The sequence below is a fragment of the Antrihabitans auranticaus genome (assembly GCF_016481275.1).
Lineage (GTDB): Bacteria > Actinomycetota > Actinomycetes > Mycobacteriales > Mycobacteriaceae > Antrihabitans.
This window is the reverse complement of sequence record NZ_JAEMNW010000008.1, coordinates 161,675-187,378: the sequence shown is the minus strand read 5'-3', so window position 1 is coordinate 187,378 and position 25,704 is coordinate 161,675. Positions and strand designations below refer to the sequence as shown.

Below are 25,704 nucleotides of genomic sequence, written 5' to 3'. Positions count from 1 at the left end.
ACCGTCCAACCTCGTGTCCCGTGAACCTTGCGGCTCTGGCCTCTCGGCTCCGGGTCGGTGTCCGTGTCGCTCTGACTTGAAGAAAGTTACGTGAACAAGAACACCACGTCAAATCGCCTGGTCAGCAGCATGATTCGGTGAATAGCTGCAGGTCACGGCGTTCGACTAACGGACTTCCCGCGCAGCCACCGCAAAAATTGGCAAATGTGGCGGCGGCCACAACCCAAACTTGCGGGAATCCGCCTACCCCCCTTCGGTCCCCACGCGTTCGATATCGCCGCCGAGCTCCTGCAGAATCTCGACGAATCGGGGGTACCCGCGATCGATGTGGTAGACGTCGTGGACCTCGGTCGTGCCATCCGCAACCAACCCCGCGAGCACGAGGCCGGCTCCGGCACGAATGTCCGACGACCACACCGGCGCACTGGACAGGCGTGGAATCCCACGCACCACTGCATGATGTCCGTCCGTGCGGGCGTCGGCTCCCAACCTGATCATCTCTTCGACGAACCGGAAGCGGGCCTCGAAGACGTTCTCGGTGATCATCGACGTTCCGTCGGCTACCGCCGCCAGGCCGATTGCCATGGGCTGCAGGTCAGTCGGAAATCCCGGGAACGGCAGAGTCGAGAAGTTGACCGCCTTGGGGCGCTCCTTCTGCTCGACACGGAAGCCATCCGGCTCGAACGTCACCTTTGCACCGGCCGCCCGCAGTTTGTCGAGCACGAGTGACAGGTGCTTCGGGTTGACTCCGGTCACCCGCACATCGCCCATGGTCATCGCGGCCGCAATTCCCCACGTCGCCGCGACGATCCTGTCTCCGATCACCCGATGCGTCGTCGGCTCGAGCCGCTTCACACCTCGAATGTTCAGCGTCGAGGTACCGGCACCGGTGACTTTGGCGCCCATCTGGACCAGCATGTTGCACAGATCGACGATGTCCGGTTCACGTGCCGCGTTGTCGATGACGGTCTCACCTTCGGCGAGTGCCGCCGCCATCAGGATGTTCTCTGTCGCACCCACTGACGGGAAGTCCAGACGGATCTTTGCACCCTGCAATTCGTCGGCGCGCGCTACGACGCAGCCGTGCTCGATCTCGGCATGTGCCCCCAACAGCCGCAGACCAGCTTGGTGCATGTCCAGCGGTCGAGAACCGATCGCATCCCCACCTGGCAGCGCGACTACGGCGCGACGGCACCGCGCAACCAACGGACCGAGGACGCAGACCGATGCTCGAAACTGCCGTACCGCGGGAAAATCCGCCTGATACTTGGGCTCCGCAGGTGTCGTTATGCGTACTTCGTCGCCTTCGAGCACGACGTCGCACCCCAACCCCCGCAACACCTCCGCCATCAGGGGAACATCGAGAATGTCCGGGCAGTTGGTAATCGTGCTGGTGCCTTCGGCAAGCAGTGCGGCAGCCATAAGTTTGAGCACGCTGTTCTTCGCACCGCCTACGGCAACTTCACCGATCAGCCGGTTACCGCCTGTGACAAGGAAGCGTTCGCTCACAGTGGGACAGCCTAGTCAGCCTGGGCAGACCACGAACCACGACCACGTGAGAATGTGACGAGGACGCGAGAAGTCCCCCGATCTTTGCCGGTACCGTTGCGGCATGGCCGTACATCTCACGCGGATCTACACCCGGACCGGCGACGACGGCACCACCGGGCTCAGCGACTTTTCGCGAATCTCCAAGAACGACCCTCGCCTCGCGGCGTATGCCGACTGCGACGAGCTCAATGCAAGCATCGGCGTTGCGATCGCGCTCGGCAATCCCACAGCAAATGTCCGCGAGGTACTGCGCGTCGTTCAGAACGACCTTTTCGACGCCGGCGCCGACCTGTCGACTCCGGTCGTCGCCGATCCCCAGTATCCGCCGCTCCGCATTCGGCAGGCACATATCGATCGCCTGGAACAGTGGTGCGATCAGTTCAACGACGAACTCGAGCCGCTGCATTCGTTCATACTCCCGGGCGGAACTCCCCTGGGTGCACTGCTCCATGCCGCCCGGACGATCGCGAGGCGGGCCGAGCGTTCGGCTTGGTCGGCAATAGACGCGTACCCCGAAACGACGAATGTTCTGCCGGCGAAGTACCTCAACCGGCTGTCGGACCTGCTTTTCATCCTGAGCCGCGTTGCAAATCCGGATGGCGACGTACTTTGGCAGCCTGGCGGCGATCTCGCGGACGAAAGTTAGCCGAGCCGGCCACGCATCGAACGACCCGATGGCCGGGATTCGACCCAGGAAAGAAACGCGGTCAATGCGCCACGGTCTAGCGCAACCTCGATAGTGCGGCCACCCTCGGCAACGGTGAGAACGACGATTTCGTCCGTCATGATGTCGAACTCGCTGTCGCGTGGTCCGCGACGGTCTTCGACAGTTATCCCCTGCCGGTTCACTCGCACATCGGGACCCAGGCGCAGGCTGGAAAGTTTGTAAAAAACGAATGACTCATCGCCGTAGCGAATCAAGCCGTGGCGCCAACCTTGCCCACCGACGCCGGGTGTCGTACGGATGATCGCCGAGGTTCCACCCCGCCGCAACATCATCAAGCGGTACACGGACGCTGCGAAGAGGACGGCCAGCATCGCAACCAGAATGATCAACAGAATCATTCCGGTCTGCAATGCTGGTCCTGCCTTCCTCTCGCAGCCGCCCGAGTTGTACTAGACCGAACGTCCCACTGCACGAAGACGAGCGCGGCCGCGGGCCGCTGTCTGCTCGTCGGACGACTCGGAATCGCGTTGTGCCGCATCGACGTCGATGTCCTCAGCAGACTCGACGCTCTCCGCCAGGATCGTCACCGACTCGCCGTTCACCGAAAGGAAGCCGCCGTCGACGGCGAACTTCAGTTCACCCTCGTCGACGGAATCGATACGGACCATGGCGTCATCGACCAACTGCGCGACGAGGGGGATGTGATTCGGCAGGATGCCGATCTCACCGCTCACGGTGCGAGCGAACACGAAAGTCGCATTTCCCGACCACACGCGGCGGTCGACAGCAACCAGATCGACTTGCACTTCGCTCATGTCACGCGCCCCTTCCTGTGATCAGCACCGGCCTTCTAGAACTTGACACCAAGTCCCTCTGCCTTCTTCTGCAGATCCTCGAGGCCGCCGATGAGGAAGAACGCCTGCTCGGGAAGGTGATCGAAGTCGCCCTTCGTGAGCTTGTCGAACGCCTCGATGGTCTCCTTGAGCGGAACGTTCGAGCCCGGCTGGCCGGTGAACTGCTCGGCAGCCATCATGTTCTGCGACAGGAAGCGCTCGATCCGACGCGCGCGGTTGACCAGCTGCTTGTCCTCTTCGGACAGCTCGTCGATACCGAGAATCGCGATGATGTCCTGGAGGTCCTGGTAGCGCTGCAGGATGCGGATGACTTCCTGCGAAACCCGGTAGTGATCCTCGCCGACGATGCCCGGGAGAAGAATCGTCGAAGACGATGCGAGCGGGTCGACGGCGGGGAAGATGCCCTTCGAGAACACTGCACGCGAAAGTTCCGTGGTGGCGTCGAGGTGGGCGAAGGTCGCGGCAGGCGCCGGGTCGGTGTAGTCGTCAGCGGGCACGTACACGGCCTGCATCGACGTGATCGAGCGGCCCTTGGTCGACGTGATGCGCTCCTGGAGCTCACCCATCTCGTCGGCAAGGGTGGGCTGGTAACCAACGGCGGACGGCATGCGGCCGAGCAGCGTGGAAACCTCGGAACCGGCCTGCGTGTAGCGGAAGATGTTGTCGACGAAGAGCAGCACGTCTTGGTTCTGCTCGTCGCGGAAGTACTCCGCCATGGTCAGTGCCGACAGTGCGACGCGCATACGCGTGCCGGGCGGCTCGTCCATCTGGCCGAACACTAGGGCCGTGTCCTTGAGGACGTCGGCGTCCGCAAGTTCGACCCAGAGGTCGTTGCCCTCACGGGTGCGCTCACCGACACCGGCGAATACCGACGTACCACCGAAGTTGCGGGCAATACGGTTGATCATCTCCTGGATCAGAACCGTCTTGCCGACACCGGCGCCGCCGAACAGACCGATCTTTCCACCACGCACATACGGCGTGAGGAGGTCGACGACCTTCAGGCCGGTCTCGAGCATCTCGGTGCGACCCTCGAGCTGGTCGAACGCAGGTGGCTTGCGGTGGATGGCCCACTTTTCGAAGTCATCGCCGTAGCCGGGTTCATCGAGGCAATGGCCGAGGGCGTTGAACACGTGGCCCTTCACGCCGTCGCCAACCGGCACCGAAATAGGCGCACCGGTGTCAGTGACGTCGACACCACGAACAAGTCCGTCGGTCGGCTGCATGGAGATGGTGCGGACCAGGTTGTCGCCGAGGTGCTGAGCAACCTCGAGAGTCAGGGTCTTGGCCATGTCGGGGAACGTGATCTCCGCATGCAGAGCGCTGAAAAGCTCCGGCACGGCACCACGGGGGAACTCGACGTCGACGACCGGGCCAGTCACCCGGACGACGCGACCGGCGCGATCGGCAGCGCCAGCGTCTTTCTTATCGGTTACGGCGGCAGTCATCTAGTCGTCACTTCCTGTTGCGGCTAGCGCGTCAACGCCGCCGACGATTTCACTGATTTCTTGGGTGATCGCAGCTTGGCGCGCACGGTTGGCCTGCAGCGTGAGTGCCTTGATGAGGTCGTCCGCGTTGTCGGTTGCGGCCTTCATCGCGCGCCGGCGGGCGGCCGACTCCGAAGCAGCCGCCTCCAGCATGGCGGAGTAAACCCGCGTAGCGAGATAACGCGGCAGCAAGGTGTCGAACAGTTCCTGTGCGTCCGGTTCGAATTCGAACTCCGTACGCTTGGGCTCGTCCGAGTACTCCACAACCATCGGCGCAATCCGCCGAGCAACTGCGGTCTGCGAGAGCATGGACCGGAACTCGGTGAAGACGATATGCAGTTCGTCTACGCCAGTGACCTCGCCAGGTAGCGGATCGTCGAAGGGGACGTCCGTCCCCTCCAAAAACGCGGCCACCAACGTGCCCGCGATCTCCGTCGCATGGTCGTATTCCGGCTTTTCGGAGATCCCGGTCCACGACTGCGTGACGTCACGCTCGCGGAAACGGTAGTAGTTCAGCGCCTTTCGGCCGACTGTGTAGACGACAGGTTCTTTACCCTCGGAACGAAGCTTCTCGAGAAGTTCCTCCGCGGTACGCAGCACGTTGGCGTTGTAGCCGCCGCACAAACCGCGATCGGAGGACACGACGAGCACGCCCGCCCGGCTTGGTTTTTCGCGCTCGACCAGGAGCGGATGATCAAGTGTCGACTCATCCGCAAGCGTCGTGAGAACCTTCGTCATTTCCTCCGCGTAGGGCCGCGCCGCAACGACGCGGGCCTGCGCTTTGGAGATGCGTGATGTAGCAATCAGCTCCTGGGCCTTGGTGATCTTCTTGATCGACCCCGCTGATTTGATCCTTCGGCGAAGGACCCTGATCTGTGCGCCCATTTAGATTCGCACCCTTATTTCTTATCGGGAGCGGACCGGTGGACTGTCACCTTTTCGGTCTCTTCCTTGTCGGAATCCGGCGATTCTTCCTTCGCCTCTTCCTTCTCTTCGATCACGGAGCTGCCGTCCGACGTAGAGAAGCCCTTCTTGAACTCCTCCACTGCCTTCTCGATCGCTTCCGTACCGTCGTCGCCCAACTTCTTCGACTCGCGGATGTTGGTGAGGATGCCCTCGTGACGTCCGCGCACGAAGTCGAGGAACTCGCTTTCGAAGCGGATCACGTCCGCGACCGGAACCGAGTCCAGGTGGCCCTTGGTGCCGAGGAAGATCGCGACAACCTGCTCCTCGACCGAAAGCGGGCTGTACTGCGGCTGCTTCAGGAGCTCGACGAGGCGAGCGCCACGGTCGAGCTGAGCCTTCGACGTCGCATCGAGATCGGAAGCGAACGCGGCGAATGCTTCCAACTCGCGGTACTGCGACAGATCGAGGCGCAGCGAACCGGCAACCTCTTTCATGGCCTTGATCTGTGCGGCGCCACCGACGCGGGAAACCGAGACACCGACGTTGATCGCCGGACGCACGCCCTGGTTGAACAGGTCGGTCTCGAGGAAGCACTGACCGTCGGTGATCGAGATGACGTTCGTCGGGATGTAGGCCGAGATGTCGTTGGCCTTCGTCTCGATGATCGGCAGTCCGGTCATCGAGCCACCGCCGAGCTCGTCGGACAGCTTCGCGCAACGCTCCAGCAAGCGAGAGTGCAAGTAGAAGACGTCACCGGGGTACGCCTCGCGGCCCGGCGGACGACGCAGCAGAAGCGAGATTGCGCGGTAGGCCTCTGCCTGCTTGGTCAGGTCGTCGAAAATGATCAGAACGTGCTTGCCTGCGTACATCCAGTGCTGGCCGATAGCCGAACCGGTGTACGGCGCAAGCCACTTGAAACCGGCCGAGTCGGACGCGGGTGCAGCAACGATCGTCGTGTACTCGAGTGCGCCGGCATCTTCGAGGCCCTGGCGCACGGCGGCGATCGTCGAACCCTTCTGACCGACTGCGACGTAGACGCAGCGGACCTGCTGATCCGGGTCCCCGGTCTCCCAAGCCTGCTTCTGGTTGATGATCGTGTCGACGCACACCGCAGTCTTGCCGGTCTTGCGGTCACCGATGATCAGCTGACGCTGGCCGCGGCCGATCGGGGTCTGCGAGTCGATGGCCTTGATGCCGGTCTGCAGCGGCTCACTCACGCCCTGTCGCTGCACGACCGACGGAGCCTGAATTTCGAGAGCGCGTCGGGCCTCCGCCTCGATCTCACCGAGACCGTCGATCGGGTGCCCAAGCGGATCGATGACGCGACCGAGGAACTTGTCGCCGACGGGCACCGAGAGGACCTCGCCGGTGCGCTTGACCTGCTGACCCTCCTGGATGCCTTCGTAGTCACCGAGGATAACGGCGCCGATGCTGCCCTCGTCGAGGTTCAGCGCGACACCGAGGACGCCGCCGGGGAACTCGAGCAGTTCCTGCGTCATCGCCGAGGGCAGCCCCTCGACGTGCGCGATACCGTCACCGGTGTCGGCAACGATGCCGATCTCTTCGCGAGAGGTTTCGGACGAGAACGTGGCGACGTATTTTTCAATCGCGCCCTGAATCTCTTCGGATGAGATCGTCAACTCCGCCATGGCTATCGGTTTCCCTGCTTTCGAATTTCGTGTGTGGCTCTGTGATTCGGTTGTGCGTCGATCGGCGGAGCCGGCTCGACATAACGCGGCTGGATCTAGTGCGGAACGTAGTGGGACGCGCTGGCCAAACGGGATGCAACCGTTCCGTCGACGACTTCGTCGCCAACGGTGATCGAAAGACCGCCGAGGACCTTGGGATCGATATCCAGCTGGACCGACATGTTGCGACCGTAGATCTGCGACAGCACGCGTTCGAGCCGCTCGGTCTGTTCTTCGGTCAACGCATTGGCCGCCGTCACTTGGGCAACCGACTCGCCGCGGCGATTCGCCGCCAAGTCAGCGAGTTCAGGCACGACGACTTCGAACGACCGCCCCTGCAGCAAACGCAGCGCCTGCTTCAGAAGGCTCTCGGTGTAGGAGTTCGCCTTACCCGCGAGGACGTTGTCGAGCAATTGCAGACGACCGTCGAAGTCGGTCGACTCGTCACTGAGCAGCGATGAAAGGCGCGGAGTCGCATCGAGTGCACGCCCGAACCGGAAAAGTTCGTCTTCTGTGCTCTCGATTGCGTCGGCGCGCTCGGCGTCGATGAGAACGGCGAGATGTGCCAACCGCTCGAGTGCGCTGTTGAGGTCGCGCGACTTCGACCAACGCTCCGCGACGGCACTTCGCAGCACCTCCAGCGTCGGCTCGCCGGCTTTCTCGCCGAACACTCCGTCGACCAACGCAGTCTTACGAGCACTATCGTCTTCCGCCCGGCTGGCAAAGTGCTTGCGCAGCAGAACTTCCTTCGAGAGGAGCCGCACGACGGACGAAAGCTCGTCGCCCAGTTGCTTCAGGCCCGAAGAATCGAGATCAGTAACCAACTCGTCGAAGCGGCCCTGAACAACTTTCAGCGAATCCCTGCTTGCGGCGTGCATCAGGAAGCCCCCTTGTTGTTGTCGCCGGCCATTGCCTCGAGTTCGTCGAGGAAACGATCAACCGTCGCGGACTGCTCGCTCGGATCGGCAAGCCGACGTTTGACGAGGTCGGTTGCCTCGCCTACCGCAGCCGTACCGAGTTCTTGCTGCAGCGTGCGAATCAACTGCTGACGCTGAAGCTCGATCTGCTCGACACCGTGCTGCTTGATTCGAGCGACCTCGGCGTCAGCTTGCTCGCGAAGCTGTGCGGCAATGCGTTGCGCATCTGCACGAGCTTCCTCACGGATTTGCGCTGCTTCGTTTCGCGCTTGCGAAACCGCATCTTCGTGCGCTTTCTTGGCTTCTGCCAAGCGCTCCGCGGCCTTCTCGCTCTCGGCTAGCTGATCGCGAACCTCGCCTTGCTGCTTGGCCATCAAAGTTTTGACCGGTGGCGCGACGTATCGCATGATCACGAAGACGATCAGCGCGAAGCCGACGAGCTGGCCGAGAAAAATACCCATCTGTAACTACCCTCGCCCGGATTGGTCGGCGAATGAGGACTTGTCGGCGCCGCCGACGCCCAGGATGCGATCGGCCAGCGTGAACGACAATGCACCGATCGCAGGCCTGACCTGCGATGCGACCTGCTCGGCCTGAGCCTGCAACTGCGCGTCGGCTTCCTGCTGAACACCATCAGCTTCCCGACGTGCCTTCGCCCTCATATCGTCGAGGATCTTCTGACCTTCACTGCGTGCCTCGTCCCGAATCTTGCCTGCTTCGGAGCGGGCGGCAGCGAGCTCGCCCTTGTACTTGGCATCAGCGTCGGCGAATGCTCTTGCCGCCCTGTGGTTATCGTCGGTCGTCTTCGCTACGCGATCTGCGCGCTCCTGCAGAACAGCGCGGATCGGCGGCACAACGAAATTCCAGATAACCGCGAGCACGACAAAGAAGATGATGAGCTCGACGAAGAAGGTGGCGTTTGGAATGAGGAAGTTACTTTGCTTTTCCCCACTCTCCTCACCCTGGGCAACGAGAAATGCGCTGTACATATGCGCGGTTTATGTAGCGCCGGGAGTGGCGAACACGAACAGTGCCATGAATGCGAGGTTGATGAAGTACGCCGCCTCGACCAGACCGACGGTGATGAAGAACGGGGTGAACAGTCGAGACTGGGCCTCGGGCTGGCGAGCGACGCCGGCGATGAGCTGCGAACCCGCGAGTCCGTCACCGATACCGGCGCCGATTGCACCGCCGGCCATGATCAAGCCGCCACCGATCAGAGCGCCGGAAACGATTTGGGGATCTGCTGCCATGACTTCACTTCCTTTTTTTCTTTGTGAGACCTGAGTTGGAATTTCGGCTAACTGGAGCTGGCGAAACTAGTGGTGCTCGTCCTCCAACGCCATCGACTGACTGAAGTACAGGATCGTCAGCAACGCGAAGATGAACGCCTGGATCAGTCCGACGAACAAGTCGAAGAGCTTCCACACCGCGTTCGGCCCCCAGAGGATGTACGGGGGGAACAGTGCGATGAGGCCGACCATGATTCCGCCGGCGAACATATTGCCGAAGAGTCGAAGAGACAGTGAAATCGGCTTCGCGATCTCTTCGATGAGGTTGATCGGCGCAAGGAACGCGACGTGACCCTTGGTCAATTGCTTGAGGTGGGTTCCGAAGCCGCGGCGACGGGCACCCGCGTAGTGATAGAAGACGAAGACGAACAGCGCCAGTGCATAGACGAAGTTGACGTCGGACGCAGGCGGCTTGATCAGCTCACCGTGCGCGATATGCATTGAGCCGATGTTGATTTCGCCGATCTGGAACGGAAGAACCGAGAGCCAGTTCGATACGAGGATGAATACGAACAGCGCAACGGCGACCGGCAGCGCGAACGGGGCGATCTTCAACCCGATTGCGCTTTCGACCTGGTTGCGGAACTGCACGGTGACACCCTCGAAGAACAGCTGCACTCCGTTGGGAACGCCGGAAGTCAGTTTCGAGCGGAGGTAGAAAGCTAAAGCGAGGACGATGGCTGCCGCTACCAGTGTCGCGATAATTGTGTCGAGATTGAACGTCAGACCGAACAGCTCGAGCTCGGTGTGTTTGCCAACTTCGATTTTCGCTTCGGCAAGAACTTGGTCAGTCATGATTGCTGGCGAAGTCCTTTCAGAACGGGCACAGTGGTGGTCAGAACGAGTACGACTTGGGAGATCGCGAGCCCGATGAAGACGCCTAGACCATCGGGTTTCAGCAGGAAACCTATCACGAGCGCAATAACGGTGATGATGAGCAATCGGGATGCCGAAGACAGCGCCATCATCTGCTTACTCGGGTGATCAGTAGCCGTGACGCGGCTGACCGCGTTCTGCACGAGCCACATATTGAGCAGCCCGAGGGCCAAACCGAAACAGATCAGGAATCCCATGAGGACGTGGCCGAGCCAGCCCGTCAACATCAGCGCGAGAACGCCGATCACCGCTCCGATGATCGCGGGAAGGCGCAGGTTCAACGGCATTGCTGGCAAAAGCCTGCCACCGTCGCTGCGCTCGTCTGGGGAACTGTCCCCATCGCCACGCTGCTCGCGTAGCGGCTCAGAATCCGGTGGCGCCATCGCCATCTGCCTCTTCCTCAATCCTTCATGAACGCTCGAAACTGAACTATCAATGTTCCAGCTGCACCCACGATGCCGAGTCCGAGCCCGAGGGCGACGAACAACGGCGACGTATCCAGGACGCCGTCCAGCAGCAGGCCGATCACCAGACCGAAGATTATGAAACCCACGATCCCGGCACCGAGCCCGATCAGCTGAGCGGGGCTGGGCGGTTCACTCGCCACTTTCGCGGCTAGCTCGCGCCCATGTGCACGCAGGAATCACTCACGCACAGCTCCTTTTCGGTCGGAATGCTCGACCCACAGGGACATAAGCCCCACTAAGGCGCGAACAGCGAAACCGTATCACAGCGTCGGCAAGCAATTTTCCTTGCCCACGACACAGTGTAGTAGACGTGGTGAGGCGGTGTCGAGTCGCGACTAATGGGACAAATATCTCAGTAGTCGTCGCGGTACCGAAACGTCGGAACAGCCGTTACTACCAGCGCAAACACCAGTCCACCCGCCACGAGTAGGACGACGACCCGGCGATCTATCAAAGCCGATCCGACCGCACCGAACGCCAGCACGCCGACCCACAAATAGATGAGCAAAACCACACGTCGATGCGAGTGCCCGATCTGCAGAAGCCGATGGTGCAGGTGCATCTTGTCCGGACTGAACGGGCTGACGCCGGCCCGGGTACGGCGGACCACCGCGAGCAGAAGATCGAGGATCGGGATGAACATCACCGCGCCTACGAGGAGCAGCGGTGTGAGGAGACCGAGGATGTCGCGGATCCCGTACGCGGTGGGGGTGATCTTGCCCGACGCGCTGGTCGAGATCGTCGCGAGCATCAGCCCGATCAACATCGATCCGGAGTCGCCCATGAAGATCCGTGCAGGCTGGAAATTGTGCGGGAGAAAGCCGAGACACGCTCCCGCCAGCGCCGCGGCGAGCAACGCCGGCGGGTAGACGCTGACGTCGCCGCCCTGTTCGCGGAGCAGACCGACGGAATAGACGCAGATCGCGAGGGCTGCGATCAACCCCATTCCAGCAGCTAGTCCGTCGAGTCCGTCGACGAAGTTCATCGCGTTGACCATGACAACGGTGACGGCGATCGTGACAAGACCGGATTGGAGCTGGTCCAGAATGACGGTGCTCTCGGCAAACGGGTTGTAGATGAGAAACCAGGTCACGCCCATCAGGACGAGAACTCCGGCCGCAGTCACCTGGCCGACGAATTTCGTCAGCGCATCCAGACCCCACCGATCGTCGATCGCGCCGACCAGCACGATTACCAAACCGGCAGTCAGCGCCGCAAAGATGTCCCGGTTGAACTCGAACCCACGGGTCAGTGCCGGAAGTTGCTGCGCGAACAACAGCGCGGTGACCATTCCGACGTACATTCCGACGCCGCCCATGCGTGGAATCGGCTCGGTATGAACATCTCTATCACGCGGTACGGCGACGGCGCCGAACGTGATCGCAAGGACCCGGACCCCGCCGGTGGCGAGGAACGTGACGACGGCGGCAGTGAAAAGGACAAGGAGCAATTCCCTGATCGGGACGCCCGCACCGCCACTCACCTGGGCCAGCACCATGGCACTGGAATCGGCGGCGAGACTCACCTCGCAAACGCTACCGTCACTGCGGCCCCTCCCCCGCCATCCGGGGATAGGCGGGCTTCGTGGCAACGAGTTGGGTGACGTCGTCGACGACAGCGGCGAGTTCGCGCTCACCGGTTGCGGTACTCGGGTCAGCGCTCACGGCGCGCGCAATCAGCGAAGCGACCCTGCCCATGTCGGCCTCGTCGAAGCCTTGCGTCGTCAGCGCGGCGGAACCGACTCGAATACCGGACGCCACCATCGGCGGCGCTGGGTCGTAGGGAATCGCGTTCTTGTTCAAGGTAATTCGCGCCAGATCGCACCGCCGCTCGGCGTCGGCTCCCGACACAGCGGGATCGAGACCACGCAGATCGATCAACGCCAGATGAGTGTCGGTTCCGCCGGACACCGCACGCATACCCTCGGCTTCGAGTGCCTTCGACAATGCGGCCGCGTTCGCGGTCACCGCGGACGCGTAGGCCTGGAAAGCGGGCGTCGACGCCTCTTTGAACGCGACTGCCTTTCCCGCCACCGAATGCATCAGCGGACCGCCCTGACTGAACGGGAACACCGCCTTGTCGATCGCCTTCGCGTGCTCGCCGCGGCAGATGATCATGCCGCCGCGTGGTCCGCGCAACACTTTGTGCGTCGTGGCCGAAACGACGTCCGCGTACGGCACCGGCGACGGAATCGCCTTACCCGCTACGAGGCCGATGAAATGCGCAGCGTCGACCCACAGAATCGCGTCGACCTCGTCGGCGATCTTGCGGAACGCGGCGAAATCGATCAGCCGCGGATACGCGGTAGCGCCGGCGACGATGATGCGCGGACGGTGCGTGAGTGCGAGATCGCGGACCTCGTCGTAATCGATGAGCTCGGTCTTCTTGTCGACGTGGTACGGGATCGGGCTGAACCACTTTCCCGAGAAGTTGACGCGCGCGCCATGCGTGAGATGGCCGCCGTGGGGCAGGCTCATAGCGAGGATCGGGTCACCTGGCTGCGCAAACGCCGCGTACACCGCGAGGTTCGCACTTGCACCCGAATGTGACTGGACGTTGACGTGCTCGGCACCGAACAGTGCTTTGCCGCGCTCGACGGCCAGATTCTCGGCGCGGTCCACCTCGGCGCAGCCGCCGTAGTAGCGATGCCCCGGATACCCCTCGGCGTACTTGTTGCTGAGAGTCGATCCGAGCGCAGCCAGAACCGCGGGACTCGTCAGATTCTCGCTGGCTATGAGTTGCAGACCGGCGCGCTGTCGATCGAGCTCGGACAGCACGACATCAGCGATCTCGGGGTCCGTCCGTTCGAGTTCATCGAAGTCCGGCCCCCAGAACTTGTCCGTCATGCGTTCTCCTTCGTCTCCAAGCTATCGACCGAAACGCCGAGAACTTCCGCAACGTCGGCGGTAGGTACGGCACCGGCGCGCAGTACTCGCGGTCGGTCACCCGTGAGGTCGACGATCGTCGACGCAATCGCCTGTTCGGCGGGTCCGCCGTCGAGGTACACCGTCGCGGATTCACCGAGTTGGTCGCGTGCTTCGGTCACGGTTCGCGCCGGCGGCGAACCGGACACGTTCGCACTCGACACCGCCATCGGCCCGATCTCGCGCAGTAATTCGAGAGCAACGGGGTGCAGCGGCATGCGCAACATCACTGTCCCGCGGGTATCCCCCAGGTCCCAGGCGAGTGAGGGCGCTTGTTCCACAACCAGACTCAGCCCGCCCGGCCAGAACGCACGAACCAGGTCGCGCGCTTGCGGCCGCACCGAGAGAACAAGGCCGTCGATAGTGTTCCAGGACCCGACCAGGACGGGAACAGGCATGTCCCGACCTCTGTGCTTGGCCTTGAGCAGCGCGCTGACGGCAGAGCTGTCGAACGCGTCGGCGGCGATTCCGTAGAGGGTATCGGTGGGCAACACCACCAGCCGGCCAGCTCGCAACACGCGCGCCGCGGCATCGAGACCAGCCGCGCGAGAGGCTGGATCGTTGCAGTCGTAGACCGTACTCACTCGACTATCCTCGCACTGTCGCTCGGGCGGGTTCACGCACCGCGACGACAAACCGTGGTTTCCCCGCAAGATCAGGATGTTCTGCGATGGCGGCGAACTCGCCCGCACCGCCGAGCAACTCGGCGACCTTCGCACCGTTCGAGTCGTCGTGCTCTATTGCGATGCCGCCGCCGACGCGCAGCCACCGCGAAACATTCGCAATCATCGGTGTGATCACGTCGAGCCCTTCAGGGCCTGCGAACAGCGCCATTGCCGGATCGTGTTCGGCAACTTCGGGTTCCAGGGCAACCCCGGCGGGAATATAGGGCGGGTTGGCGACGATCACGTCGACTTTGCCGTCGAGTTCCGGCAATAACGAGGGATCTGTGACATCGCCTTCGTAGATCGTCACCGGGGTGTCGCCGTCCGCCTCGCGCAAGTCGGCGTTTCGCCGCGCCCACGTGAGCGCACGCTTGTCCAGCTCGACCGCGTGGACAACCGCGTCCGGCCGCGCATGTGCGATCGCGAGAGCAAGTGCGCCCGAACCAGTGCACAGGTCGAGCACGACCGGCGGGTGCTGACACCCGGATTCGAGGAAGCCCAACGCCCAGCACAGCAGCAGTTCGGTCTCGGGCCTGGGAACGAAAACGCCAGGGCCGACCTCCAGGTCGATCTCACCCATCGGGGCGGTGCCTGTGATGTACTGCAGCGGAATGCGTTTGGCCCGCTGATCGATCATCTTCCGGTAGGCCTCGAGCACGGTCGGCTCGATCAGCGGCACGAGCCCGAGCCGCGTGCGCTCGCAGTCGAGCAAATGCGCCGCAATCTCTTCGGCATCGTTACGCGGACTGTGGACGCCTGCAGCGGCCAATTGCGCGGTGGCCTCCAGCAATGCAGGCCGGAGAGGTTGTCGACTCACAGGTACAGCCTGCCACGCTCACTCGACAGCCAAGCGAGCTTCCCTGTCTGCCTTCGTCAACGCGTCGAGCAATGCGCCCATGTCGCCGTCCAGAACAGCGTCGAGATTGTGCGCCTTGAAGCCGATCCGGTGATCGGTGATGCGATTCTCCGGGAAGTTGTACGTGCGAATTCGCTCCGAGCGGTCGACGGTCCGGACCTGACTCGCGCGGCCAGCCGACGCCTCCGCATCCGCAGCTTCCTCAGCGGCGGCTTGCAGTCGCGCGGCGAGAACCTGCATCGCTCGCGCCTTGTTCTGGAGCTGTGAGCGTTCGTTCTGGCAGGTCACGACGATTCCGGTGGGTAGGTGCGTGATCCGCACCGCGGAATCGGTCGTGTTCACGCCCTGTCCGCCCTTGCCCGACGACCGGTATACGTCGATGCGCAGATCGGTTTCGTCGATCTGGACTTCTTCGGCCTCTTCGGGCTCCGGATAAATCAGCACGCCAGCGGCCGATGTGTGCACGCGACCTTGCGACTCCGTCACCGGGACGCGCTGGACCCGATGAACCCCGCCCTCGAACTTCAGGCGCGACCAGACGCCGTCTCGCTCCGGATTCTTGGCTTTGATCGACAGCGTGGCGTCCTTGTACCCGCCGAGGTCGGAGATGTTCGCATCGAGAACCTCGACACGCCAGCCGTACCGTTCGGCATAGCGGATGTACATGCGAGCGAGATCTGCGGCAAAGAGCGCCGATTCCTCGCCGCCCTCCCCCGATTTCACTTCGAGCACGACATCGTCGCCATCATGTGGATCGCGCGGGGCAAGCAGGTCCGTCAGCGCCTGATCGAGTTCCTCGACGGTTGCCTCTAGGTCCGGGATCTCCGCTGCGAAACTCGAGTCGTCGGCCGCGAGTTCCTTTGCGGCCTCGAGGTCGTCGCGCGCGGACTGCAGCTTGGTGTACGTCGACATGATCGGCGCGAGCTGGGAGAAACGCTTTCCGACGCGTCGCGCAGCGCCGGGATCGTTGTGCAGCGCAGGATCCGCCAGCTGCAGTTCGAGACTCGCGTGCTCGGCGAGAATGTCGTCGATGGCCGAGGCCTGCGTCGTACGGGCCATTGGTGTGCTCCTCCGGGTGTGGCAAATACAAAAACCCACAAAAAAGCCGACGCCCGACCTGTTAGGAACACAGGACGGGCGTCGGCGGAGAAGCTAAGCGTCTGCCTTCTTGCCGGCACGCTTGCCGTAGCGAGCCTCGAAGCGGGCAACGCGACCGCCGGTATCGAGGATCTTCTGCTTGCCGGTGTAGAACGGGTGGCACTGCGAGCAGACCTCGACGTGAATCTGGCCAGATTCCTTCGTGCTGCGCGTCTCGAACGTATTTCCACAACCGCACACGACCGTGGTCGCTACGTAGTTGGGGTGAATTCCTGCCTTCATGGTGTCCTCTCACATTGGTCGCCGGGTCGCCTTCGCCGTTCGAAGACGTGAACCGGAACCGGACTTCGACCGCTCAGTATGCCAGAGCGGCCCCTTGACCTGCTAATCCACTAGGCCACGGTCGCTACAACGACGACATGGTCTGGTTTGTTCCTGAGCAAACGAGGGTTAATCCTCGCCCGCAGCTCCCGGCGCAGTCTTGGAGACCTGCATCAAGAATTCGAGGTTGTTGCGCGACTTCTTCAACCGGTCGATGACGAGGTCGATCGCCTGGTGCGAGTCGAGTCCGGAAAGGACACGACGCAGCTTGTGCAGCACCGCAGCCTCGTCGGGGCTCATGAGCAGCTCGTCCTTGCGAGTACCCGACGGGTTGATGTCGACGGCCGGGAAGACGCGACGCTCTGCGATCTTGCGATCGAGCTTGAGCTCGGCGTTGCCGGTGCCCTTGAACTCCTCGAAGATCACGGTGTCGCCGGTGGAACCGGTCTCGACCATCGCGGTTGCGATGATCGTCAGCGATCCACCGTTCTCGATGTTTCGGGCGGCACCGAGGAATCGCTTCGGCGGGTACAGCGCGGTCGAGTCGACACCACCGGAAAGGATTCGGCCGGAAGCAGGCGACGAGTTGTTGTACGCGCGGCCCAGACGAGTGATCGAGTCGAGCAGCACGACGACGTCTTTGCCCATCTCGACCAGACGCTTCGCCCGCTCGATTGCGAGCTCGGCGACCGACGTGTGGTCTGACGGCGGCCGGTCGAACGTCGAGGCGATGACCTCGCCCTTCACCGATCGCTGCATGTCGGTGACTTCCTCAGGACGCTCGTCGACCAGCACGACCATGAGGTAGCACTCAGGGTTGTTGATGGCGATCGCGTTGGCGATGTCCTGCATGATCGTCGTCTTACCGGCCTTCGGCGGCGAAACGATCAGTGCGCGCTGCCCCTTGCCGATCGGCATGATCAGGTCGATGACGCGAGTCGTCAGCTTGTTCTGCTGGGTCTCGAGGCGCAGTCGCTGATTCGGGTACAGCGGCGTGAGCTTCTGGAACTCCGGACGACGCTTGGCAGCATCGACCTCACCGCCGTTGACCGTGTCCAAGCGCACCAGCGGATCGAACTTCTGGCGCTGGTTGTTCTGCTCGCCCTCACGCGCGGCGCGGACCGCACCGGTGATGGCGTCACCACGACGTAGCCCGTTCTTGCGGACCAGGTTCATCGACACGTAGACGTCGTTCGGGCCGGCGAGATAGCCGGACGTGCGCACGAAGGCGTAGTTGTCGAGCACGTCGAGGATGCCCGCTACCGGCTGGAGAACGTCGTCCTCGCGGATTTCCGGTTCGCGACCGGTATCGCCCGGACCCGCTTCGCCACGATCGCGGCCACGACGCCGCTCGCGGAACCGACGACCGCGCCGACCGCCGCGACCGTCTTCGTCGTCGTCGCGGTTGTCGTTGTTGCGGTTGTCGTTGCGCGGGCCGTTGTTTCCGGCCTGGTTGTTGTTCTGATTCCGGTTCTGATTCCGGTCACCCTGGTTACGGTCGCCACCCTGGGTGCGCTCACCCTGCTGGTTACCGCCCTGATTGCGTTCGCCTTGATTGCGTTCGCCCTGGTTACGTTCGCCCTGGTTACGTTCGCCCTGGTTGCCGCGTTCGCGACGGCCACGGTCGCCACCCTGGTTCTCCTGCGCGGGCCGGTCGCCGGCCTGGTCGGGCTTGGCGGTCTCTTCCTCGGTCCGCGTAGCTTCGGCCTGGCGCGAGTCGGCCGCGGGCTCGGTTCCGTTCGTGGATTCGCCCTGTTCAGGCGACCCTGCCTGCCGGGACGCGCCACGTCGCTGCCGATTCCTGCCGCCGCCCTGCTGATCGCGGCCGCGGTCGGTTTCGGTCCGCTCGCCGGCATCTCCCGCAGTGTCGGCCGCGGGTGCGTCGGCCTTCGGAGCCTCGGTCTTCGGGGCAGCCTCTACGACTGCACCCTTCGCTGCGGGAGCCTTCGCGGGGGCCGACGAGGTCTGGCGATCGTTGATCGCACCGATCAAGTCGCCTTTTCGCATACCGGAGGTACCGCGAATGCCCAGTTCAGCGGCCAGAGCGCGCAATTGAGGTAGTAACATTCCAGCCAATCCGCCGCCTCGCGGCGCCTCGGCCGATCGCGCGGCCGGTGTTGTGTGTGAAGTTTGTGATTCGCTCGCCTGGCTGACCGGAGAATCGGTCCCAGAATCGGCAACAGGCGTGGTGAACAGGTCCGTATCGGTCACGGAAGTCCTTTCCTTCCCTCGCTTGCGGTCGCATGAGTCGAGGGTTCGTCCCGCCGCCCAGCTATCGAGCTGGACTCGGATGTGCGCCGTACGTGCAGGCCTTTCGACCGGTAGCCATCCACCACCGCAGCGAGGGTGCGAGAGATCATCCCAGTCGCGCGATCCCAACGCTATGGAGAACTTGGAACTTCCCAAATGGATCGTATGGCTGGTGTGATTGCCCTGGTGAAGCACCGGCGTCTGAAGCGCACGATGTACGGACAGTGCTCAGAATAGCCCGGTACCCGATGCTCGGCAACAACTGGGTGGCCCGGCGAGTCGTACGACCGTCACATAACCTCGACGCCGTCGGCGAGCGCGAGTTCGAGCACGTCAAGGCCCTCTGCGACCGCACGCTCGCGAAGGTGCTCCGGAAAAGGATCCGTCACCAGCGCGAGAACCGTCGGACCCGCGCCCGAAACCATTGCTGCAATTCCCTCCGAACGGAGAATTTCGATCCACCGCGTGGACAGCGGCAACGCGGCTGCCCGCTGATTCTGGTGCATCATGTCCGCCGTAGCGGGCAGGAGCAGGTCGGGCCGTTGCGTCAGCGCGACAACCGCGAGAGCGACGCGACTCACGTTGAAGGCCGCGTCCCTGTGCAGGATCAGCTCCGGGAGCAGCCCGCGCGAATGTGCAGTGGAACTGCGTTCGCTCGGAACCAGCGCGACGGCGCGAATATCGGGGTGCACCTCGATACGGACGGCGCGGTATGCCCGATCGGCGATGTGGTCGGAATCGGACTCGACCCAGGAAACGATCGCACCGCCGAGCACGCTGGCCGAGGCGTTGTCGGGGTGGCCCTCGAACTCCGACGCCAGTTGGACCAATTGCTCGTCGGTGAGTGCGAACTCGGCATCGAGCTTGCTCGCCAGCCCGTTCGCGGCGGCCAGTCCCCCGACCACAGCCGAGGCGGAAGAACCCAGGCCCCGGGAATGCGGAATCACGTTGCGGCACACGACGTCGAGACCGTCGGCCCAGACGCCCGCAGATTCGAGCCCGCGCTCGATCGCCCGAACGACGAGATGCGACGGCCCCCATGGCACGTCGTCGGCGCCTTCACCTTCGACGCGGATCGTCAGCCCGGACGCCGTGGTCGTCACCGTGATCTCGTCGTACAACCCCAATGCCAATCCGAGGGTGTCGAATCCAGGTCCGAGGTTCGCACTCGACGCCGGAACGCGCGCGGTGACTGTCAGGCCGATCGGAAGGGTCTGCGTCATCTGGTCATTCGCTCCGGGGTCGGTGTCAGGCAAGCTCGAGCGCACGGGCAACTGCCACCGGGTCAACCGAAATCGGTTGCACCACAGGCATTCCGAGCAGCGCGGTGTCAGGATCCTTGAGGCCGTTTCCGGTCACGGTGCACACGACGGTCAGGCCGGCGTCGAGCCAGCCTTCCTTACGCGCCGCGAGCAGGCCCGCAACGCTTGCCGCAGAAGCGGGCTCGACGAAGACGCCCTCGGTAGCCGCGATGAGCCGGTACGCCTCGAGGATCTCCTCGTCCGTCGCCGCACGAAACGCGCCGCCGGACTCTTCCTTTGCATTGACCGCGCCGTTCCAGGAAGCCGGTGAACCGATCCGGATGGCTGTAGCGATCGTCTCGGGATCCTTGACCGGCGCCCCGTTGACGAGCGGCGCGGCACCCGCGGCCTGTACGCCGAGCATGCGGGGCTTGACCGTGGTGATCCCGTCGGCGAAGTACTCGCTGTAGCCGCGCCAGTAGGCCATGATGTTGCCCGCGTTGCCGACCGGAAGTGCGTGCACGTCGGGCGCCCTACCCAGCGCGTCGCAGATCTCGAACGCGGCGGTCTTCTGCCCTTCGATGCGCGCCGGATTCACCGAGTTGACCAGACCGATCTCCGGAAATTCCGCCGTCGTCTTGCGAGCGAGCTCGAGGCAATCGTCGAAGTTGCCTTCCACCTGGATGATTCGGGCGCCGTGCATGACGGCCTGAGCCAGCTTGCCCATCGCGATCTTGCCCTGCGGGATCAGCACGGCACACGTCATCTTCGCCTTGGCTGCATAGGCGGCCGCAGACGCTGACGTGTTTCCGGTCGATGCGCAGAGCACCGCGCGCTGACCGCGCGCCAGCGAGTCCGTGATCGCCATCGTCATGCCGCGGTCCTTGAAGGACCCCGTCGGATTGAGGCCCTCGACCTTCAGGTGGACGTCGCAGCCGGTCAGTTCGGACAATGCGGCGGCAGGCAGCAGCGGTGTGCCACCTTCACGCAACGTGACCGGCTTCCAGTCGGCGCCGATTGCGAGCCGGTCGCGGTACGCCTCGATCAAACCCGGCCACGGGGTGTGAACCCTAGCGTTCGACATGGTCATTCTCCGTTGCCTTCCAGTCTCAGTACGCTTTTCACGACGACCTCGAATTCCAATTCCGACAGCGCTGCAACGGTTTCGGCGAGCGCGGAGTCCTTGGCAATGTGGGTGACCACGACCAGTCGCGCCCCCTCACCCGCGCCTTCCTGCCGAACCGTCGAGATACTGATGCCGCGTTTGGCGAACTCTGCCGCGACTCCAGCCAGCACACCCGGTCGATCCGCTACCTGCATATTCACGTGGTAACGCGTCGGCGTGTCGCCGATCGGTGCGATCGGCAACTTCGCGTACGTCGATTCGCCCGGTCCGCGACCACCGTAGAACTTGTTGCGTGCCGCCATGACGAGATCGCCCATCACGGCGGACGCGGTCGGTGCGCCACCGGCGCCCTGACCATAGAACATCAGCCGACCGGCGGCATCTGCTTCGACGACAACCGCGTTGAACGCCCCGTTCACCGAAGCCAGCGGGTGCTTCAGTGGAACGAGTGAGGGATGAACGCGGACCGAGATCCGCTCCTTGCCGTCCTCGTCGACGACGCGCTCACACAGCGCGAGAAGTTTCACGACGCAGCCGACAGCCGCTGCCGTCGTCATGTCTTCCGCGGACACCTTGGAAATGCCCTCGCGGTAGACATCGGCGGCAGTGACGCGAGTGTGGAACGCCAGCGAGGCAAGAATTGCTGCCTTCGCTGCCGCGTCGTAGCCCTCGACGTCCGCGGTCGGATCGGCTTCCGCGTATCCGAGGATGCCCGCCTGAGCCAGCGACTCCGCGTAGTCGGCACCGGTCTCGGCCATTGCCGACAGGATGTAATTCGTTGTGCCATTGACGATTCCGGCGACGCGGTTCACGCGGTCACCCGCGAGCGACTGCATCAACGGGCGCACGACGGGGATGGCACCGGCGACGGCCGCCTCGAAGTAGAGGTCCGCGCGATTGCGTTCGGCTGCCTCGGCGAGTTCGCCCGTGTAGTCGGCAAGCAGCGCCTTGTTCGCAGTGACGACAGACTTACCCGAGTTCAGTGCCGACAGGATCAGCGAGCGCGGCTGGTCGATACCACCGATCACCTCTACGACGATGTCCACGTCGTCGCGTGCGACAAGTGCGGCGGCGTCGGTCGTCAGCAACTCTTCCGGGACGCCGCGGTCGATGTCTTTGCGGCGCACCGCAATTCCTCGCAGTACCACCGGAGCACCGACGCGGGCGCGCAGATCCTCCGCGTTGTCGCGCAGAATCCGCACGACCTCGGTGCCGACGTTGCCCATACCGAGGACAGCGATTCCGATCGGCTGATCCGCGGTCCGTGCATTCATCGAGATGCTTGTCATTCCGTCACCTCCAGGCTGAGCAGGTCTTCCACTGTCTCCCTGCGAAGAATCAAGCGAGCCTTGCCGTCTCGTACGGCGACGACCGCGGGGCGCGGCAGCAAGTTGTAGCGGCTCGACATCGAGTAGCAATACGCGCCCGTCGCGGCGACGGCCAGCAGGTCGCCAGGTCCGACGTCCTCGGGCATCCACGTATCGCGAATCACGACATCGCCACTCTCGCAGTGCTTCCCTACGACGCGCGCGACAACCGGTGTGGCGGTGCTATCGCGGGAGACCAACCGGCAGTCGTATTCGGCTTGATAGAGCGAGGTGCGAATGTTGTCGCTCATGCCGCCGTCGACACTGACGTAGCGCCGACTCGTATTCGAGCCCAGCGCAACATCTTTGATGGTGCCGACCTGGTACAGGGTGACGGTACCCGGCCCGGCGATGGCACGCCCCGGCTCGACCGCCAGGATCGGCTCGGGCAGCCCGACTGCAGCCGATTCGGTCGCGACGATTGCTCTGAGTTTGGCTGCGAGTTCGCTCATCGGCGGCGGATCGTCGCTCGGCACATAGGAAATGCCCAAACCACCACCGAGGTCGATGACAGCGATCTGCGCGGTCTTCTCGACGCCGAATTCCGCGACGACATCGCGCAGCAATCCGATGACGCGCCGCGCGGCGATCTCGAAGCCGTCGACGTCGAAGATTTGCGAACCGATATGGCTGTGCAGACCGACCAAGCGCAGGTTTGCGGTCTCGAACACCCGGCGAACAGCGGTGAGCGCATCGCCGCCGGCCAGCGAGAAGCCGAACTTCTGATCTTCGTGTGCGGTGGAGATGAATTCGTGTGTGTGGGCCTCGACGCCGACCGTTACGCGGACGAGCACGTCCTGAACGATCCCTGCGCGACCGGCAATCTCGTCGAGGCGTTCGATCTCGATCAGTGAGTCGAGGACGATGTGCCCGACACCGGCCCGAATGCCGGCCTCCAACTCGGCGATCGATTTGTTGTTGCCGTGCATCGCAATTCGTGCCGCGGGGAACCCGCCGTGCAGTGCGACCGCAAGTTCGCCGCCGGAGCAGACGTCGAGCGACAGACCCTCGTCGGCAACCCAGCGCGCTATCTCGCTACACAGAAAGGCCTTGGACGCGTAATGAATTCGAGCCTTCGGGCCGAACGCGTCCACGATGTCGCGGCAGCGGGAGCGGAAGTCCGCCTCGTCGATCACGAAGAGCGGCGTGCCGTACTGGGTCGCGAGGTCGAGCACCGAGACACCCGCGAGCGTGACGACTCCGTCTGTCCCCCGTTCGGCACCCCGCGGGTACACGTGCGCGGGTAGGGCAGTCAGCTCGGCGGTTGTCGCCGGACGCTCGGAAAGGTTTGGCGCATGGGCGACTTCGGCGTGGCGGGGTCCCGCTGGATGCGCGCTCACATGCGCTCCGGCGCACTGACGCCCAGCAACGCGAGTCCGTTCGCGAGCACCTGGCGGGTGGCGTCACACAACGCCAGCCGTGCCGTGTGCAGTTCGTTCGGCACTTCGTCTCCCATCGGCAGCACACGACATGCGCCATAGAACCGGTGATAGGTACCCGCGAGATCCTCGAGATACCGCGCGACCCGATGCGGCTCACGCAGATTCGCGGCACTCGCCACAACGCGCGCGTACTCGCCGATCGTACGGATGAGGTCGCCTTCGTGGGGGGTGGTGAGCAGACCGAAGTCCGGGTTGTCGATGCTCACGCCGAGATCGACGGCATTGCGCGCGAGCGACCGCAGTCGCGCGTGGGCGTACTGCACATAAAGGACGGGGTTCTCGTCGTTCTGCTTGGTCCACAACTCGAGGTCGATGTCGATGCTCGTATTGACCGAAGAGCGCACGAGCGCGTATCTGGACGCGTCGATGCCGATCGCCTCGACGAGGTCGTCGAGGGTGATGACGGTGCCCGCGCGCTTGCTCATCTTGACCGCGACGCCGTCGCGGACCAGGTTGACCATCTGACCGATCAACACCTCGACCGATGCGGGATCGTCGCCCAACGCGGCGGCGACGGCCTTGAGCCGACCGATATAGCCGTGGTGGTCGGCACCCAGCATGTAGACGCACAGGTCGGCGCCGCGCTCACGCTTGTCGAGGTAGTAGGCGATGTCACCGGCTACGTAGGCCGAACTTCCGTCACTTTTGATGACGACGCGATCCTTGTCGTCGCCGAAGTCGGTCGTCCGCAGCCACCAAGCGCCCTCGGCCTCGTACAGACTGCCCTCTGCTTTCAGCTTCTCGACCGCCCGGTCGACGGCGCCGGATGCGAACATCGAACTCTCGTTGGTGAACACGTCGAAGTCGGTGCCGAAATCATGGAGCGTCGCCTTGATATGGGCGAACATCAACTCGACGCCGACCGCGCGAAAAGTCTCGCGCTGCGTGTCGTCGGACAACGACAGCACATCGGGATTCGCAGCGACGACGGCCGACGCGATTTCACCGATGTAGGCGCCGGCGTATCCGTTTTCCGGTGTCGGCTCGCCCTTCGCGGAAGCCCGCAGCGAGTCCGCAAACCGGTCGATCTGCGCACCGTGGTCATTGAAGTAGTACTCGCGGGTGACGTCGGCGCCTTGCGAGGCCAGTATCCGGCCCAGCGCGTCTCCGACTGCGGCCCAACGAGTTCCACCCAGGTGGATCGGGCCCGTCGGGTTCGCGGACACGAATTCGAGGTTGATCGACGTGCCGGCGAGGTCCGTCGCGTAGCCGTAGCGTTCGCGCTCCTCGAGCACCTTCGAGAGAATCGCACCCTGCGCGGACGCATCGAGGCGAATGTTCAGAAAGCCGGGACCGGCGATGTCGGCCGACGCAATGCCCTCGGTTTCGGCAAGCGCGGTAGCGAGCCAACCCGCGAAATCGCGCGGCGTCACGCCTGCCTTTTTCCCGACCTGCATGGCAATGTTCGACGCGTAGTCACCGTGCTCGGGGTTTCGCGGGCGCTCGACTTTCAGCTCAACCGGGAGCACTGACGGATCGAGGCCTCGCTCGGCAAGCACCTTCGCAGCAGTACCACGAAGGAGTTCGGCAAGGTCGGCAGGAGTCACAGGTGTCTATCCTATGGTCTGCAAGGTCGGACGCCCTACCCGGATCGATCCCGCGCGACCGACCTCCCGAATCGGTCACCCGTAGAGTGGGTGGCGGCTGCGCAGGGTTGTGGGTAGTCGCGCGCACCTGCAAGCACCACGAGCACCTTGTCCATACGGCGA

The 25,704-nt window shown here is 63.5% G+C and carries 24 protein-coding genes and 1 pseudogene; 1 reads left to right on the top strand and 24 read right to left on the bottom strand.

Going from position 1 to position 25,704, the window contains the following annotated elements:
• Positions 1–243: 243 nt before the first annotated feature.
• Positions 244–1,509 carry a UDP-N-acetylglucosamine 1-carboxyvinyltransferase gene (gene murA / locus JGU72_RS26385; RefSeq protein WP_199687130.1) on the bottom strand — a complete coding sequence of 422 codons (1,266 nt, stop codon included), beginning with the start codon at positions 1,507–1,509 and terminating at the stop codon, positions 244–246.
• 103 nt (positions 1,510–1,612) lie between these two features.
• On the opposite strand from murA, the gene JGU72_RS26380 reads away from it, so the two are divergent.
• Entirely contained in the window at positions 1,613–2,197 is a 585-nt protein-coding gene (locus JGU72_RS26380; RefSeq protein WP_199687128.1) for a cob(I)yrinic acid a,c-diamide adenosyltransferase, read from the top strand.
• Here JGU72_RS26380 and JGU72_RS26375 read toward each other — a convergent pair.
• The 23 genes and pseudogenes from JGU72_RS26375 to argS form a co-directional block, all read right to left on the bottom strand.
• Entirely contained in the window at positions 2,194–2,616 is a 423-nt protein-coding gene (locus tag JGU72_RS26375; RefSeq protein WP_199687126.1) for a DUF2550 domain-containing protein, read from the bottom strand. The two genes, JGU72_RS26380 and JGU72_RS26375, sit on opposite strands and share 4 nt — an antisense overlap.
• A 51-nt stretch (positions 2,617–2,667) precedes the next feature.
• Positions 2,668–3,033 carry a F0F1 ATP synthase subunit epsilon gene (locus tag JGU72_RS26370; RefSeq protein WP_199687124.1) on the bottom strand — a complete coding sequence of 122 codons (366 nt, stop codon included), beginning with the start codon at positions 3,031–3,033 and terminating at the stop codon, positions 2,668–2,670.
• Between the two features lie 35 nt (positions 3,034–3,068).
• Positions 3,069–4,520, bottom strand: coding sequence for a F0F1 ATP synthase subunit beta (gene atpD, locus JGU72_RS26365; protein WP_199687122.1), 1,452 nt, complete (start codon positions 4,518–4,520; stop codon positions 3,069–3,071).
• Positions 4,521–5,444 (bottom strand): F0F1 ATP synthase subunit gamma, encoded by a 924-nt coding sequence (locus JGU72_RS26360; RefSeq protein WP_199687120.1) that lies wholly within the window; start codon positions 5,442–5,444, stop codon positions 4,521–4,523.
• Between the two features lie 14 nt (positions 5,445–5,458).
• Entirely contained in the window at positions 5,459–7,114 is a 1,656-nt protein-coding gene (gene atpA, locus JGU72_RS26355; RefSeq protein WP_199687118.1) for a F0F1 ATP synthase subunit alpha, read from the bottom strand.
• Positions 7,115–7,209: 95 nt separating this feature from the next.
• A pseudogene (locus JGU72_RS26350) lies at positions 7,210–8,531 on the bottom strand (F0F1 ATP synthase subunit B/delta).
• A 6-nt stretch (positions 8,532–8,537) separates the two neighbouring features.
• The gene (locus JGU72_RS26345; protein WP_199687116.1) at positions 8,538–9,059 is read right to left on the bottom strand and encodes a F0F1 ATP synthase subunit B; all 522 of its coding nucleotides are present in this window, start codon (positions 9,057–9,059) and stop codon (positions 8,538–8,540) included.
• A 9-nt stretch (positions 9,060–9,068) separates the two neighbouring features.
• Positions 9,069–9,323, bottom strand: coding sequence for a F0F1 ATP synthase subunit C (locus JGU72_RS26340; RefSeq protein WP_199687114.1), 255 nt, complete (start codon positions 9,321–9,323; stop codon positions 9,069–9,071).
• 66 nt (positions 9,324–9,389) lie between these two features.
• Complete coding sequence (gene atpB, locus JGU72_RS26335; RefSeq protein WP_199687113.1) at positions 9,390–10,157, bottom strand: F0F1 ATP synthase subunit A; 768 nt, start codon at positions 10,155–10,157, stop codon at positions 9,390–9,392.
• Positions 10,154–10,627, bottom strand: coding sequence for an ATP synthase subunit I (locus JGU72_RS26330; protein WP_233533041.1), 474 nt, complete (start codon positions 10,625–10,627; stop codon positions 10,154–10,156). Before JGU72_RS26330 ends, atpB begins: the two co-directional genes overlap by 4 nt.
• A gap of 11 nt (positions 10,628–10,638) precedes the next feature.
• The gene (locus JGU72_RS26325) at positions 10,639–10,845 is read right to left on the bottom strand and encodes a hypothetical protein (RefSeq protein ID WP_199687111.1); all 207 of its coding nucleotides are present in this window, start codon (positions 10,843–10,845) and stop codon (positions 10,639–10,641) included.
• A gap of 212 nt (positions 10,846–11,057) precedes the next feature.
• Positions 11,058–12,203 carry a glycosyltransferase family 4 protein gene (locus JGU72_RS26320; protein ID WP_199687161.1) on the bottom strand — a complete coding sequence of 382 codons (1,146 nt, stop codon included), beginning with the start codon at positions 12,201–12,203 and terminating at the stop codon, positions 11,058–11,060.
• 43 nt (positions 12,204–12,246) lie between these two features.
• Positions 12,247–13,551 (bottom strand): serine hydroxymethyltransferase, encoded by a 1,305-nt coding sequence (locus JGU72_RS26315; protein ID WP_199687109.1) that lies wholly within the window; start codon positions 13,549–13,551, stop codon positions 12,247–12,249.
• Positions 13,548–14,213 carry an L-threonylcarbamoyladenylate synthase gene (locus JGU72_RS26310; protein WP_199687107.1) on the bottom strand — a complete coding sequence of 222 codons (666 nt, stop codon included), beginning with the start codon at positions 14,211–14,213 and terminating at the stop codon, positions 13,548–13,550. The genes JGU72_RS26315 and JGU72_RS26310 overlap by 4 nt, the downstream gene beginning before the upstream one ends.
• A gap of 4 nt (positions 14,214–14,217) precedes the next feature.
• A complete protein-coding gene (prmC, locus tag JGU72_RS26305) occupies positions 14,218–15,111 on the bottom strand; it encodes a peptide chain release factor N(5)-glutamine methyltransferase (protein ID WP_199687106.1) in 894 nt (297 codons plus the stop codon).
• Positions 15,112–15,129: 18 nt separating this feature from the next.
• Positions 15,130–16,209: a peptide chain release factor 1 gene (gene prfA / locus JGU72_RS26300; protein WP_199687105.1), complete on the bottom strand. Its 1,080-nt coding sequence runs from the start codon at positions 16,207–16,209 to the stop codon at positions 15,130–15,132.
• 93 nt (positions 16,210–16,302) lie between these two features.
• Complete coding sequence (rpmE, locus tag JGU72_RS26295) at positions 16,303–16,530, bottom strand: 50S ribosomal protein L31 (RefSeq protein ID WP_199687103.1); 228 nt, start codon at positions 16,528–16,530, stop codon at positions 16,303–16,305.
• A gap of 168 nt (positions 16,531–16,698) precedes the next feature.
• Entirely contained in the window at positions 16,699–18,780 is a 2,082-nt protein-coding gene (gene rho / locus JGU72_RS26290) for a transcription termination factor Rho (RefSeq protein ID WP_199687101.1), read from the bottom strand.
• A gap of 329 nt (positions 18,781–19,109) precedes the next feature.
• The gene (gene thrB, locus JGU72_RS26285) at positions 19,110–20,042 is read right to left on the bottom strand and encodes a homoserine kinase (protein ID WP_199687099.1); all 933 of its coding nucleotides are present in this window, start codon (positions 20,040–20,042) and stop codon (positions 19,110–19,112) included.
• A 25-nt stretch (positions 20,043–20,067) separates the two neighbouring features.
• Positions 20,068–21,144 (bottom strand): threonine synthase, encoded by a 1,077-nt coding sequence (thrC, locus tag JGU72_RS26280; protein WP_199687097.1) that lies wholly within the window; start codon positions 21,142–21,144, stop codon positions 20,068–20,070.
• Positions 21,145–21,146: 2 nt separating this feature from the next.
• Positions 21,147–22,475 carry a homoserine dehydrogenase gene (locus JGU72_RS26275; protein ID WP_374101160.1) on the bottom strand — a complete coding sequence of 443 codons (1,329 nt, stop codon included), beginning with the start codon at positions 22,473–22,475 and terminating at the stop codon, positions 21,147–21,149.
• The gene (gene lysA, locus JGU72_RS26270; protein WP_199687095.1) at positions 22,472–23,893 is read right to left on the bottom strand and encodes a diaminopimelate decarboxylase; all 1,422 of its coding nucleotides are present in this window, start codon (positions 23,891–23,893) and stop codon (positions 22,472–22,474) included. The genes JGU72_RS26275 and lysA overlap by 4 nt, the downstream gene beginning before the upstream one ends.
• Complete coding sequence (argS, locus tag JGU72_RS26265; protein ID WP_199687093.1) at positions 23,890–25,542, bottom strand: arginine--tRNA ligase; 1,653 nt, start codon at positions 25,540–25,542, stop codon at positions 23,890–23,892. Before argS ends, lysA begins: the two co-directional genes overlap by 4 nt.
• Positions 25,543–25,704 lie beyond the last annotated feature (162 nt).